8 protein-coding genes and 2 riboswitches are annotated in these 13,642 nt (G+C 67.2%); of the genes, 2 read left to right on the forward strand and 6 right to left on the reverse strand.

Annotation, left to right across the window (positions count from 1 at the left end):
* Positions 1-467: 467 nt before the first annotated feature.
* The 3 genes from gcvP to gcvT form a co-directional block, all read right to left on the reverse strand.
* A complete protein-coding gene (gene gcvP / locus ACTZWT_RS08910; protein ID WP_444769321.1) occupies positions 468-3,362 on the reverse strand; it encodes an aminomethyl-transferring glycine dehydrogenase in 2,895 nt (964 codons plus the stop codon).
* A 139-nt stretch (positions 3,363-3,501) separates the two neighbouring features.
* Positions 3,502-3,867: a glycine cleavage system protein GcvH gene (gene gcvH, locus ACTZWT_RS08915; protein WP_444769322.1), complete on the reverse strand. Its 366-nt coding sequence runs from the start codon at positions 3,865-3,867 to the stop codon at positions 3,502-3,504.
* Positions 3,868-3,875: 8 nt separating this feature from the next.
* Positions 3,876-5,024, reverse strand: a complete 1,149-nt coding sequence (gene gcvT / locus ACTZWT_RS08920; protein ID WP_444769323.1) for a glycine cleavage system aminomethyltransferase GcvT — start codon at positions 5,022-5,024, stop codon at positions 3,876-3,878.
* 44 nt (positions 5,025-5,068) lie between these two features.
* Positions 5,069-5,160: riboswitch (glycine riboswitch) on the reverse strand.
* Positions 5,161-5,266, reverse strand: a riboswitch (glycine riboswitch). It lies immediately after the preceding riboswitch.
* A 241-nt stretch (positions 5,267-5,507) separates the two neighbouring features.
* On the opposite strand from gcvT, the gene alaS reads away from it, so the two are divergent.
* Complete coding sequence (gene alaS / locus ACTZWT_RS08925) at positions 5,508-8,183, forward strand: alanine--tRNA ligase (protein ID WP_444769324.1); 2,676 nt, start codon at positions 5,508-5,510, stop codon at positions 8,181-8,183.
* 9 nt (positions 8,184-8,192) lie between these two features.
* Complete coding sequence (locus tag ACTZWT_RS08930) at positions 8,193-8,948, forward strand: GNAT family N-acetyltransferase (protein WP_444769325.1); 756 nt, start codon at positions 8,193-8,195, stop codon at positions 8,946-8,948.
* Positions 8,949-9,106: 158 nt separating this feature from the next.
* On the opposite strand, the gene ACTZWT_RS08935 is transcribed toward ACTZWT_RS08930, so the two are convergent.
* From ACTZWT_RS08935 to ACTZWT_RS08945, 3 genes are all read right to left on the reverse strand, one after another.
* Positions 9,107-11,068, reverse strand: coding sequence for an AI-2E family transporter (locus tag ACTZWT_RS08935; protein WP_444769326.1), 1,962 nt, complete (start codon positions 11,066-11,068; stop codon positions 9,107-9,109).
* 55 nt (positions 11,069-11,123) lie between these two features.
* A complete protein-coding gene (locus tag ACTZWT_RS08940) occupies positions 11,124-11,399 on the reverse strand; it encodes a GlsB/YeaQ/YmgE family stress response membrane protein (protein WP_444769327.1) in 276 nt (91 codons plus the stop codon).
* Positions 11,400-11,674: 275 nt separating this feature from the next.
* Positions 11,675-13,450 carry a cation:proton antiporter domain-containing protein gene (locus ACTZWT_RS08945; RefSeq protein WP_444769328.1) on the reverse strand — a complete coding sequence of 592 codons (1,776 nt, stop codon included), beginning with the start codon at positions 13,448-13,450 and terminating at the stop codon, positions 11,675-11,677.
* Positions 13,451-13,642 lie beyond the last annotated feature (192 nt).

Consider the following 13,642-nt stretch of genomic DNA (forward strand, 5'->3'; position numbering starts at 1 on the left):
CTTCGGAAGTCGCCGTCCCGGCGGCTTCCGACCAATGAGTTCAAGCCGGCGGGCGCCGCGGACCCCTGTTGCCGGGGCCCCCATAGCGCTCGCCGCACGTTTTTTGAGATGTCTTGTTTGCGTCTCGATGAGGCGACGCTGAGCAGCAAACTCAGCCGTCATGCGCGGGCTTGACCCGCGCATCCATCGCGTGCGCAGCGCGCTGAAAGCAAGGCATCTTGTGAAGAGGATGGATTGCCGGGTCGAGCCCGGCAATGACGTGTCTTGTTGAAGCGATGACCCGCAGCGCTCTCAGCCGTCATTGCCCGCGAAAGCGGGGGACCCAGTATTCCAGGGCGCGTGTTGAGCAGTCGTGCGTCGCCCAGATGTTCCGCGATACTGAATCACCCGCTTTCGCGGGTGACGACGACCGGTTACATGGCGTCGCGCGGTGCGGTCTCTTCCGCCGTGCTGATTTCGTCGTCGGGCTACTCCGCCGCGCGCGCGTAGTCGGCGGCGAGCGCGTAGTCCTCGATCGGCGGGCACGCGCACACCAGATTGCGGTCGCCATAGACGTTGTCGACGCGGCCGACCGGGCACCAGTATTTATCGGTGCGCGAATGCGGCGCCGGGAAGCAGCCCTCGGTGCGCGGATAGGGCCGGGTCCATTCAGCGCTGGTGACGTCGTGCACGGTATGCGGCGCAAACCGAAGCGGCGACGCCTCGACCTTGAAGCGGCCGTCCTCGATCTGCGCGATCTCCTGCCGGATCGCGATCATGGCGTCGCAGAACCGGTCGATCTCGGCCTTGGATTCGGATTCAGTCGGTTCGATCATCAGCGTGCCGGGCACCGGGAAGCTCATCGTCGGCGCGTGGAAGCCGTAGTCGATCAGCCGCTTGGCGATGTCGTCCACCGTCACCCCGGTGGTGGTCTTCAGCGGTCGCGGATCGACGATGCATTCATGCGCGACGCGGCCGCGCAAATTGCGGTACAGCACCGGGAAATGCGGTTGCAGCCGGGCCGCGATGTAGTTGGCGTTGAGGATCGCGATCTCGGTGGCGCGCTTGAGCCCGGCGCCGCCCATCATCAGGATGTAGATGTAGGAGATCGTCAGGATCGACGCCGAGCCATAGGGTGCCGCCGACACCGTGCCGCCGCCGTGCAGCACACCATTCACAGGTTCGCCCTCGGCCGGATGGCCGGGCAGGAACGGCGCCAGATGCGCCTTGACGCCGATCGGCCCCATGCCCGGGCCGCCGCCGCCATGCGGGATGCAGAACGTCTTGTGCAGATTGAGGTGGCTGACGTCGGCGCCGTAATCGCCGGGCCGGGCGAGCCCAACCTGGGCATTCAGATTGGCGCCGTCGAGATAGACCTGCCCGCCATGGGCATGGACGATGTCGCAGATGTCGCGGATGTGCTCCTCGAACACGCCGTGGGTCGACGGGTAGGTGATCATCACCGCGGCGAGCTCGGCCGAATGCCTCTCCGCCTTGGCGCGCAGATCGTCGACGTCGACGTCGCCATGGCTGTTGCAGGCGACGACGACGACGTCCATCCCAGTCATCGCCGCCGAGGCCGGATTGGTGCCGTGCGCCGAGGAGGGGATCAGGCAGATCTTGCGATGCGGCTCGCCGCGCGCCTGGTGATAGCCGCGGATCGCCAGCAGGCCGGCATATTCGCCCTGCGCGCCGGAATTCGGCTGCAGCGACACCGCGTCGTAGCCGGTGATCTCGGCGAGCCAGGCCTCCAGCCGGGCGAACATCTCGTGATAGCCTTCCGCCTGCGCGCGCGGCACGAACGGATGCAGGCTGCCGAAGGCCGGCCAGGTCAGCGGCATCATCTCGGTGGTGGCATTGAGCTTCATGGTGCAGGAGCCGAGCGGAATCATCGCGCGGTCGAGCGCCAGATCGCGGTCGCTCAGTTTTCGCATGTAGCGCAGCAGTTCGGTTTCCGAGCGATAGTCCTTGAACACCGCCTGCGTCAAATAATCGCTGCTACGCGTCAGCGCTGCGGGCAGCGTGTCGGCCGCATCGCGCTCCACGCTCGCATAGTCGAGCGATCCGCCGAACGCACGCCACAGCGCCTCGATGGTCGCCTGCGTGGTGGTTTCGTCGAGTGCGATGCCGAGCGAGTTCGCGCCGATGCGTAGATTGATCTTGTCGGCCTCGGCGCGCGCGACGATGGCGTCGCGCTCCTCGCCGACCTCGATCGTCAGCGTATCGAAGTAAGTGTCGTTGAGCGGCGCGAAGCCGAGCTGCTTCAGCCCGGCCGCCAGCGTCGCGGTGCGGCGATGCACCCGGCGCGCGATCGCCTTGAGCCCATCGGGGCCGTGATACACCGCATACATCGAGGCGATCACCGCCAGCAGCACCTGCGCGGTGCAGATGTTGGAGGTCGCCTTCTCGCGGCGGATGTGCTGCTCGCGGGTCTGCAGCGCCAGCCGATACGCCGGCTGGCCGTGCGAATCGATCGACAGGCCGACGATGCGGCCGGGCAGCGAGCGCTTCAGGCTGTCGCGCGCCGCCATGTAGCCGGCATGCGGTCCGCCGTAGCCCATCGGCACGCCGAAGCGCTGCGCCGAGCCGATCGCGATGTCGGCGCCGAGTTCGCCCGGCGAGGCGATCAGCGTCAGCGCCAAGAGATCGGCGGCGACCACCGCCAGCGCGCCCTTGCCGTGCAGCGTCGCGATCGCCGCGCGCGGATCGCTTAAGCGCCCCGACGAGCCGGGATATTGCAGCAGCGCGCCGAACACGTCGGCGGCTTCGAGCTCGGTCTCCGGATCGCCGACGATGATCGACCAGCCGAGCGGCTCGGCGCGGGTGCGCAGCACCGCCAGCGTCTGCGGATGGGTGTCGCGGTCGACGAAGAACGCCTTGGTCTTCTTGGCGGCTGCGCGCTCGACCAGCGCCATCGCTTCGGCCGCCGCGGTCGCTTCGTCGAGCAGCGAGGCGTTGGCGACGTCGAGCCCGGTGAGGTCGCAGATCATGGTCTGGAAATTGAACAGCGCTTCCAGCCGGCCCTGGCTGATCTCCGGCTGATACGGCGTGTAGGCCGTGTACCAGGCGGGATTCTCCAGAATGTTGCGCTGGATCACGGTCGGCAGCACCGTGCCGGAGTAGCCTTGGCCGATCAGCGAGGTGAACACTTGGTTCTTCGCCGCCAGCTCGGTCATATGCGCCAGCGCGTCGGTTTCCGACAGCGGCGTGCCGAGCGACAGCGGCTCCTTGATGCGGATCGCGTAAGGCAGCGTCTCGGCCATCAGCTGGTCGAGGCTGCCGGCGCCGACCGTCGTCAGCATCGCCGCGATGTCCTGCGGCGACGGGCCGATATGGCGTCGCACGAAGTCGTTTGCAGCGTCGATCGGGCGGCGATTCGGCATGTTGTGGTCCTCGTTTCGAGAAATGCTCAACCGCGTCATTGCGAGGAGCGAAGCGACGAAGCAATCCAGAGGCGCAGGGCCTCGGCGCTGGATTGCTTCGCTTCGCTCGCAATGACGAATCATGCGAACGGCCGCGCGACTACGCCGTGTGGGCCTTGTAGGCGGCCTCGTCCATCAGGCCGTCGAGTTCGCTTTTGTCGGCGATCTTCAGCTTGAAGAACCACGCTGCGCCGCCGGCGTCGGAATTGACCAATGCAGGTTCGGTGCCGAGCGTCTCGTTGACTTCCAGCACTTCGCCGGTGATCGGCGCGTAGACGTCGGAGGCGGCCTTGACCGATTCGACGACGGCTGCGGCCTCGGCCTTCTTCACGCTGCGGCCGACCTTCGGCAGCTCGACGAAGACCACGTCGCCGAGCTGTTCCTGCGCGTAGTTGGTGATGCCGATCGTGGCGACGTCGCCCTCGATCTTCAGCCATTCGTGATCGGTCGTGTAGAGCGTGGTCATGAGGGTCCTCAGCGCTTGTAGGTGTTCGGAACGAAGGGCATGGAAGCGACGCGCAGCGGCAATCGCTGGCCGCGCACCTCGGCAAAAATCTGCGTGCCCAGCGTAGCGTGCGATTGCGTCAGATAGCCCATCGCCACCGGCGCGTTCAGGCTCGGGCCGAAGCCGCCGGAGGTGACGGCGCCGATCGCCTCGGTCGCATCCGCGCTGGCATAAAGCGGCGCGCCCTCGCGTACCGGCGCCCGGCCTTCCGGCCGCAGCCCGACGCGCTTGCGCGCCGTGCCGGCGTCGAGTTGCGCCAAAATCCTGTCCGCGCCGCGGAAGCCGCCCGGCCGTGCGCCGCCGGACCGGCGGCTCTTCTGGATCGACCAGCTCAGCCCGCCCTCGACCGGCGTGGTGGTGGTGTCGATGTCATGGCCGTAGAGGCAGAGCCCGGCTTCGAGCCGCAGGCTGTCGCGGGCGCCGAGCCCGATCGGCAGCACGTCGGGATTGCCCAGCAGCGCCTCCGCGAACGCCTCCGCGCCATCGGCCGGCACCGAAATCTCGAAACCGTCCTCGCCGGTGTAGCCGGAGCGCGAGACATTGCAGGGCAGGCCGTTCAGGCTGAGTTCGGCGACGTCCATGAATTTCAGCCCGGCGACGTCTGCACAGAATTGCGCCAGCGCGGCTTCCGCCTTCGGCCCCTGCAGCGCCAGCAGCGCGCGCCCGGTCAGCGCCGTGATCTCGCAGGTTTCCGACAGATGCGCGCGCAGATGCGCCTCGTCCTCGGCCTTGCAGGCGGCGTTGACCACCAGGAACAGCCGGTCGCCGAGATTGGTGACCATCAGATCGTCGAGGATGCCGCCGGCTTCATTGGTGAATTGCGCGTAGCGCTGGCGGCCGGGGGCGAGCGCGGCGATGTCCTGCGGAATCAGGGATTCCAGCGCCCGGGCGGCGTCGTCGAGCCGGCCGGATTTGGCGCGCAGCTCGATCTGGCCCATATGCGAGACGTCGAACAGGCCGACCTTGGCGCGGGTGTGGAGGTGTTCCTTCAGCACGCCCTGCGCGTATTGCACCGGCATGTCGTAGCCCGCGAACGGCACCATCTTTCCGCCGCGCGCCAGATGCAGCGCGTGGAGCGGCGTTCGTTTCAGGGCAGCAGTATCGTCACGGGCAAGCATGTCCAGGCTCCCACGGTTCCCGAGACCTATCTCTCGTCACCATTCGAGCCCCATCTGTCGCTGCGCCTGAGAGCATTATCCCGTCGGCGGACCCCGCATTGGGCTTGCGCCCGACCGGGTCTCTTTCCAGATGTCATTGCGTCGCGCGGTCCGTTTGCCTGAGAGTTTCCGGGGCGGTTGCTCCTTCGGCGCCGGCCCCCCTTCACTGAAGAATTGGGCCGATCTCTCCCGACGCGACTTAGTCCTAACAGCTAAGACACAAACACGGCTTCAACAAGGCTGTCAACGCGGCTCGGGGAGCTATCAACGGTCCTGCAAAGGGGCCTGGTGACCGCCCGGCCGAGAACCGGGGCCGGGTGGCAAACAACTGAATTTGTGCCCACTTTCTGGACAGCGCGCGGCCTCGCGTCTAAAAGGCAGGGCACCCGGACAGAGGTGGACCCCAGCGGGCGTTTCGCGGGCATCCCGGACGATTGGACGAACATGAGCGGCGTTAACGATATCAGGTCTGCGTTTCTGAACTACTTCGCGAAAAACGGTCACGACATCGTGCCGTCGTCGCCGCTGGTGCCGCGCAACGATCCGACATTGATGTTCACCAATGCGGGCATGGTGCAGTTCAAGAACGTCTTCACCGGGCTGGAGAAGCGGCCGTATCAGCGCGCCACCACCTCGCAGAAATGCGTGCGCGCCGGCGGCAAGCACAACGACCTCGACAATGTCGGCTACACCGCGCGGCATCTGACCTTCTTCGAAATGCTCGGCAACTTCTCGTTCGCCGACTACTTCAAGGAGGAGGCGATCGAGCTTGCCTGGAACCTGATCACCCGCGACTTCGGCCTCAACAAGAACCAGTTGCTGGTCACGGTGTATCACACCGACGACGAGGCGGCGTCGTACTGGAAGAAGATCGCCGGCTTCTCCGACGACCGCATCATCCGGATTCCGACCTCGGACAATTTCTGGGCGATGGGCGACACCGGCCCGTGCGGCCCGTGTTCGGAGATCTTCATCGATCGCGGCGAGCACATTTTCGGCGGCCCCCCCGGCTCGCCGGAAGAGGATGGCGACCGCTTCCTCGAATTCTGGAATCTCGTCTTCATGCAGTACGAGCAGGTGACGAAGGACGAGCGCGTGCCGCTGCCGCGTCCGTCGATCGACACCGGCATGGGCCTGGAGCGGATGGCGAGCATCCTGCAGGGCGTCGAGAGCGTGTTCGAGACCGATCTGTTCCGCAGCCTGATCGACGCCACTGCGTCGGCGCTCGGCCGCGGCCCGACCGAGCAGGACGCGGCATCGTTCCGCGTCATCGCCGATCATCTGCGCTCGTCCTCGTTCCTGATCGCCGACGGCGTGCTGCCCTCGAACGAAGGCCGCGGCTACGTGCTGCGCCGGATCATGCGCCGCGCGATGCGCCACGCCCAGCTGCTCGGCGCCAGCGAGCCGCTGATGTGGCGGCTGGTGTGGGCGCTGGTGCGCGAGATGGGCCAGGCCTATCCGGAGCTGGTGCGCGCCGAGGCGATGATCGAGGAAACCATGCGTCTGGAAGAAACCCGCTTCCGCAAGACGCTGGACCGCGGCCTCGCGATTCTCGACGAGAAGAGTGCGTCGCTGAAGAAGGGCGACATGTTCGACGGCGACACCGCGTTCACGCTGTACGACACTTATGGTTTTCCGCTCGATCTGACCCAGGATGCGCTGCGCAACCGCGGCATCGGCGTCGACATCGCCTCGTTCACCGACGCGATGGATCGCCAGCGCGCCAAGGCGCGCGCCTCGTGGACGGGCAGCGGCGAGGCGGCGACGGAAGCGGTGTGGTTCTCGTTGCGCGACAGGCTCGGCGCCACCGAATTCCTCGGCTACGACACCGAGACCGCCGAGGGCGTGGTCACCGCCCTGGTCAGGGACGGCGCCGAAGTCGATGAGCTGAAGGCCGGCGACAGCGGCGCGATCGTGATGAACCAGACGCCGTTCTATGCGGAGTCGGGCGGTCAGGTCGGCGACACCGGCGTGCTGAGCGGCGAGGGCGTGCGCTTCCGCGTCACCGATACGCTGAAGAAGGCCGGCGATCTGTTCGTGCATCTCGGCACGGTCGAACAGGGCACGATCCAGCGCGACATCGCGCTGGCGCTCGACGTCGACCACGCCCGCCGATCGTCGATCCGCGCCAATCACTCGGCGACGCATCTGCTGCACGAGGCGCTTCGGCAAGTGCTCGGCGATCACATCGCGCAGAAGGGCTCGATGGTCGCGCCGGACCGGCTGCGCTTCGACTTCGTGCACCAGAAGCCGATCTCGCCGGATGAACTGCGCCGCGTCGAGGACATCGCCAACGACATCGTGCTCGAGAATGACGAAGTCACCACGCGGCTGATGGCGGTCGACGACGCCCGCGAGGCCGGGGCGCGCGCGCTGTTCGGCGAGAAATACGGCGACGAGGTCCGCGTCGTGTCGATGGGCAAGGCCGCCCGCGATCACGGCTCCAACGCGCTCGGCTGGTCGGTCGAACTGTGCGGCGGCACCCATGTGAAGCGCACCGGCGACATCGGCCTGGTGTCGATCACCGGCGAGAGCGCGGTCGCCTCGGGCGTGCGCCGGATCGAGGCGCTGACCGGGCGCTACGCGCGGCAGAGCGCCAATGCGGCGATCAATACCGCCAAGCAGGCCGCCGCCGAACTGCGTACCACGGTCGACGACATGCCGGCGCGGATCGCGGCGCTGATGGACGAGCGCAAGAAGCTCGAGCGCGAACTCTCCGACGCGCGCAAGAAGCTGGCGATGGGTGGCGGCGGCGGCGGCGGCGCGGCCGATGGCGGCGCGGATGTGCGCGACGTCGGCGGCGTCAAGCTGATGGCGCGCGCGGTCGAAGGCATCGAGATCAAGGATCTCAAGAGTCTGGTCGATCAGGGCAAGAAGCAGCTCGGCTCCGGCGTCATCGCGCTGATCGCCAAGAGCGAGGACGGCAAGGGCTCGATCGTGGTCGGCGTCACGCCGGATCTGGTGGCGCGGTTCTCCGCGGTGGACCTTGTGCGCAAGGCGTCCGAAGTGCTGGGCGGCAAGGGCGGCGGCGGCAAGCCCGACATGGCGCAGGCCGGCGGCCCCGACGGCTCCAAGGCGCAGGCCGCGCTCGACGCCATCGCCGCGGCAATCGGCGGCTGAGCCGGTCCGATGTCGCAGGCGCTGGCGTGGCGGGTCGAGCAGGCCTGCCTCGACGCCTGGCCGGCGCTGCGCAGCGCGATGCATGGCGACTGGTTGCTGCGGTTCGGCGAGGGCGTGTCGCGCCGCGCCAATTCGGTCAACCCGCTGCACGACCGCGTCGACACCATCGCGGACGATCTCGCTTACTTCGCGCGGACCTTTCGCGCGCACGGCCTGCCGCTGATCGTGCGGGTGCCGTCGCTGCTCGCCGGCGCGGGCCGGATCGATCGCGAACTCGATGACCACGGCTTCGGCCGCGAGGGCGAGACCTGCACGCTGTTTCGCGCTTTCGGCGACGATCGCTTCGCGGCCGATCCCGACGTGACGATCGCTGCGGCCGCCGATGCCGGATGGCTCGCCGCGATCGCCCGGCTGCAGCAGCAGACCCCGGCCCATGCGGCGATCTACGCCCGCGTGATCGATGCGATCGCGCTGCCGGCCGGCTTCATGGCGCTCCGCCGCGACGGCGTGATCGTCGCCTCCGCTTACGGCGTGCTGCACGACGATCTGCTGGTCTGCGAATCGGTCGTCGTCGACGCGGCGCTGCGCGGGCAGGGACTGGCGCGGCGGATGATGATGGCCCTGTTCGCCTGGGCGCGTGATCACGGCGCGAAAGGCGTGTGCCTGCAGGTCGTCGCCGACAATGTCGCCGGCCGCGCGCTGTATGCGAGCCTGGGGCTCGAAACCGAGCTGTACCGCTACTGCTATCGGCGGGCGGCGAAGTAGTTAGCTTTCTCCGTCATTCCGGGGCGCTCGCGCAGCGAGCGAACCCGAAATCCCGAGCTTGTCACGAAAAACGTCAAACAACGCGAGATTCCGGATCGCCGCTCCGCGGCGTCCGGAATGACGGTGCCTGGCGTGAATGACGGCGTCGGAGTGATCGCTCAGACGACCGCGCTCGCTGGCATTTCGATCGTCTGCGGCGGCAGTGCGGCGTGCGCTTCATCGACGCAGAACTTCACGGCGTCCCGCAGCGTCAGAACGGTCGCATCGGCCTGCGCCGACTCGTTGGTGTCGGCAACCTTCGGGTCTTCCGCTGACCAAAGTGCGACGATGATCTTCGCATGCGGCGCCTTGCGGCGCAGGCGGCGCACGGCGTAGCGGATATGGGCGGTGTTCGACGCCTCCAGATACGACAGGCAGATCAGCGCGACGTTCGACACGTCGAGGCCGAAAATGTTCTTGGTCGACAGCGCGCTGGACGGCTCGACCCGGGCGCCGATGCCGTGGACGCGGCAGAGGTGGGCCAGCATCAGCGCCGCGGCCTCGTCCAGCTGGCTGCGCCCGCCGATGCACAGCACGGGCGCTTCGCCCTGCCATTCCCGCTTCAGATCGCTCGGCTTCAGCATCGGGATGTCGTCGCCGGCGCTGTCGCCCGACGTCTCCTCCACCGCGGCTGCCGCCTCGGCGTCGGTGGTGGTCTGGTCGCCGTCCGGCTCCTGATCGACCTCGTCGGTGAGGTCGTCAGTAAACTCCTGCACCGTCTCCTTGATCCGGGTCAGCCGCACCAGGTCGAGGGCGTCGCGGTCGAGGTCGGCCTGGGCAAGTTGCAGGCCCTTCAGGGCGACGTCGTCGTAGTAGGACGACAGCGAGCGTTCCTTCAGGAACTGCTCGGCCTTCTCGGCCGCTTCGGTGGGATCTCCCGCCAGCATCCGCTGGTAGAAGATCTCCGGCGGCGACAGCGCAGGCCGATCCCCGAACATCACGTCGAGAAACGCGAGGCGCTCGACGTGCCGCCCCAGCACCACAAGACAGACCGTCAGCGGCGTCGCGAGCACAAGTCCGATCGGTCCCCACAGCGCCGTCCAGAAAGTCGCCGAAATCACCACGGCGACCGGCGACAGCCCGGTGCTGCGGCCATACACCATCGGTTCGATCACATGGGCGATCGCAGGCTCGATCACGAAGAACAGCAGCGCCGTCCACACCAGCATCGACCAGCCGGGATCGACCGCGACCGCCAGGGTCAGCGGGAAGGCCGCGGCGATGATCGATCCGATATACGGCACGAAGCGAAGCACCGCGGCCAGAATGCCCCACAGCGTAGGGCTCGGAACGCCGATGATCCAAAGCCCGATGCCGATCAGGACGCCGAACCCGGAATTGATCAGCAACTGATTGAGAAACAGCCGACTGAGCCGGCTGGCCGCATCGTCGAGCGCCGCGGTGGTGCGCTGCAGATCATGCGCGCCGGCGAGACGGATCAGCCGGTTGCGCAGATCCTCCCGCTGCAGAAGAATGAAGATGACGAAGATCACGATGATGCCGGTGGTGGCGAGTGGCGACACCAGCGGGGCGATCAGGGAGCGCAGATTGGCCAGGGTCCCTGGATCGGGCTGCAGCACTTCGACCGGGACGGGCGTGACGGGCCGCGACGCCAAGGTGTTCGACGGCGGATTGGTCAGCGACGGCGGGGGAGCATTGGTCGGCTTGTTGAGCTCCTTGCTGAGATCCTGCAGCATGCCGCCGGCCCGCTCCAGCGTCGTGGAGCCGCCGGTGACGCCGCGCAGCGAGGTGATCTTGGACTGGATCGTCGACTGATATTGCGGCAGATCGCCGGCCAGCCGCGACAGCTGCGTCGCGATCAGGCTTCCGAGCGCGAAGATCACCGCGAATGCGAGCAGCACGGTGACGATGGCGGCGATCGCGCGCGGCACATGCCACGACTGCAACAGGTTGACCGGGCGGGCCAGCACAAAGCTGAGCAGGATCGCGAGCGCGACCGGGACGAACACCTCGCGGCCGACATACAGCGCCGAAATGATGATGACGGCCAGGATCGTGACGGCGCAGGCGCCGACCAGACCGGCGACGTCTCTGAGGGATTGGGTTTTGCCCAGCTTCATCGGTTCGACGCTTTGGTGAGTTGATGATCGGACCGGCGATGCCGTCGAGGATGACTTAGTACCTGCGGAATCCGCCTCCGCGGACCAGCCGGAGGATGAGCAGCAGAAGGACCGCGCCGATGGTCGCGTTGATGATCGCGCGAACGATGCCGGCTCCGAGCTGGATGCCGAGCTGCGGCAACAGCCAGCTGCCGATCAGGGCGCCGACGACGCCGATCAGGAGGTCGCCGATCAGCCCGAAGCCGGCCCCGCGGACGATCTGGCCGGCCAGCCAACCGGCAATGATGCCGACGAGGAGAATGACGACCAGGCTTTCGCCGGACATGTTCATTAAAGGAAACTCCGTACGGCGGGGCGCCGATCATCGATAAGTGCCGCCGAGGTTGTGAGTTCCGTGCGCCCGGCAAGTCTTGCGTCCGGTCGGACGGCGGCAGATCAAAAGGAAACAGCCATGGCGGCGGGGTCGCGGTCGGCGCGCTTCCGGCGATGCGCCGCGGCGGCGATCAATCGAGGGATTTCCTCCCGATTGAGTTCTTGATCCTGACGCGTGCGCAGGCCCATCCAGATTGCGGGTTCGCGCTGCGCCCCCGCCACGGGGCACACGGATTATTCCGCCGTCACACCCTGTCTCACCTGCTTCTTCCGGGCGTCGCGTTCGTCGTGGATGATGGCGATCACCTTGCCGGCAGGCATGCCGACGGTCTGCAGTACGGTGCTCGCGATTTCGAAGCTCGCCTCCAGCACTTCTCGGACGACGTCGGTGGCGCCGAGCTTGAACAGCCGCACGGCGTGTTCGGCGTCGCGGGCGCGGACGATCACCGGGAGGTCGGGGCGTTCGGCCCGTGCCGCAGCGACGACGTGCTCGGCGGCGCTCGCGTCGTGCATCGTCACCACCAGCGCCGTCGCTTCGTCGAGCCCGCATTTGCGCAGGAAGGCGCGCTGCGTCGCGTCGCCGTAGATGAGATTATGTCCGGCCTTGCGCGCCTTTCGCACCGCCTCGGGGTCGATCTCGATGCCGATGAACGGCTTGTCCTGCTTCTTGAGAATGTCGCCGAGGATGCGGCCGACGCGGCCGTAGCCGACCACGATGATGCGGCCCGCCTCGGTGGGGCCGGGATCGCCGTCGCCATCGGCCAATGCCGTGGCCTTGTGGACGCGTTTGCTGGCTTTGCGGCTCAGCCGCGCCAGATATGGCGTCAGCAGCATGGTGCCGGACGACACCAGCAGCATGAACTGCTCGACCTCACGGGTGACGAGCCCCGATGAACTGGCCAGCCCGAGCACGAGGAAGGCGAATTCGCCGCCGCCGGCGAGCAGCAGGCTCGCTTCCGCCACCACCGGCCACGACAGCCCGAAGCCCCGCGTCAGCGCCGCGATCAGCACCGCCTTCAGCGCCAACATGCCGAACACCGAGGCTGCGACCATCCCCGGATAGCTCGCCACCTCGGCGAGGTCGATCCGCATCCCGACCGAGATGAAGAACAGCCCGAGCAGCATGCCCTTGAACGGCTCGATGTCGACCTCGACCTGGCGGCGGAATTCGGTCTCGGCCAGCACCAGCCCGGCGAGGAAGGCGCCGAGCGCCATCGACAGCCCGGCGACGTGGGTCAGCAGCGAGGTGCCGACCACCACGAACAGGATCGTCGCCATGAACAGTTCGCGGTTGTTGGTGTGCGCCACCAGCCGGAACAGGCGGCGCAAGACCAGCCGCCCGAAACCGATGATCAGCAGGATCGCGGCGGCGGCCTGCAGCATCGCCAGGCCCAGGCCGTACCAGATCGATCCGGCCGCGGCTGCGCCGGCGCCCGCGCCGCCGGCCGACTTGCCCAGCACCACGATCAGGAACAGAATCGGCACCACCGCGAGATCCTGCGCCAGCAGCACCGAGAAGATGCTGCGCCCGGCGACGGTCGCCAGCCGCTTCTGCTCGGCGAGGAGCTGCAGCACGATCGCGGTCGACGACAGCGCCAGACAGGCGCCGATCACCAGGCTGGCTTCGACGGTGTTGCCGAATCCCAGCGCGATGCCGCTGATCGCCGCCGTGGTCAGAATGACCTGCGACATGCCCAGCCCGAACACCAGACGGCGCATCGTCCACAGCCGGTCGAACGACAGCTCCAGCCCGATGGTGAACAGCAGGAAGGCGACGCCGAGCTCGGCCAATCGGTCGACCGCGTCTTGCGAGGTGATGGTAATCGCCTGCAGCCAAGGGATACCTTCGCCGATCCGGCCGAGGCTGTAGGGGCCGAGCACCAGCCCGGCAACCAGGAAACCGAGCACCGGGCTGATGCGCAGCCGCGCCATCAGCGGAATGAGCACACCGGCGGTCCCGAGAAACACCAGGGCCTCCCGGTAGACGCCGATATCGCTTGCTGCTGCCATGATGGTCCATCAATCACGGCGTTGCCGCGTCGGCGAGGGGTTCGATCAAATTGCGTCGAGCTGTGGCAAAAAATCGCAAATTCGTCCTCAATGCCAGCGCAATTTGCGGCCTTCGATCGATTGCGATCGCTGCGGCGATGGGTAGCCGGATCGAAGGTGGCATCTCGCGTCGTCATGCCACACAACGGGTTT

It is taken from the genome of Rhodopseudomonas sp. NSM, assembly GCF_052445935.1.
In the GTDB taxonomy this organism is placed as follows: domain Bacteria; phylum Pseudomonadota; class Alphaproteobacteria; order Rhizobiales; family Xanthobacteraceae; genus Rhodopseudomonas.

Excerpts from the sequence above, each read along its gene's own strand:
- gcvP (WP_444769321.1), bottom strand. The coding sequence starts at position 3,362 with ATGCCGAATCGCCGCCCGATCGACGCTGCAAACGACTTCGTGCGACGC.
- gcvH (WP_444769322.1), bottom strand. The coding sequence starts at position 3,867 with ATGACCACGCTCTACACGACCGATCACGAATGGCTGAAGATCGAGGGC.
- gcvT (WP_444769323.1), bottom strand. The coding sequence starts at position 5,024 with ATGCTTGCCCGTGACGATACTGCTGCCCTGAAACGAACGCCGCTCCAC.
- alaS (WP_444769324.1), top strand. The coding sequence starts at position 5,508 with ATGAGCGGCGTTAACGATATCAGGTCTGCGTTTCTGAACTACTTCGCG.
- ACTZWT_RS08930 (WP_444769325.1), top strand. The coding sequence starts at position 8,193 with ATGTCGCAGGCGCTGGCGTGGCGGGTCGAGCAGGCCTGCCTCGACGCC.
- ACTZWT_RS08935 (WP_444769326.1), bottom strand. The coding sequence starts at position 11,068 with ATGAAGCTGGGCAAAACCCAATCCCTCAGAGACGTCGCCGGTCTGGTC.
- ACTZWT_RS08940 (WP_444769327.1), bottom strand. The coding sequence starts at position 11,399 with ATGAACATGTCCGGCGAAAGCCTGGTCGTCATTCTCCTCGTCGGCATC.
- ACTZWT_RS08945 (WP_444769328.1), bottom strand. The coding sequence starts at position 13,450 with ATGGCAGCAGCAAGCGATATCGGCGTCTACCGGGAGGCCCTGGTGTTT.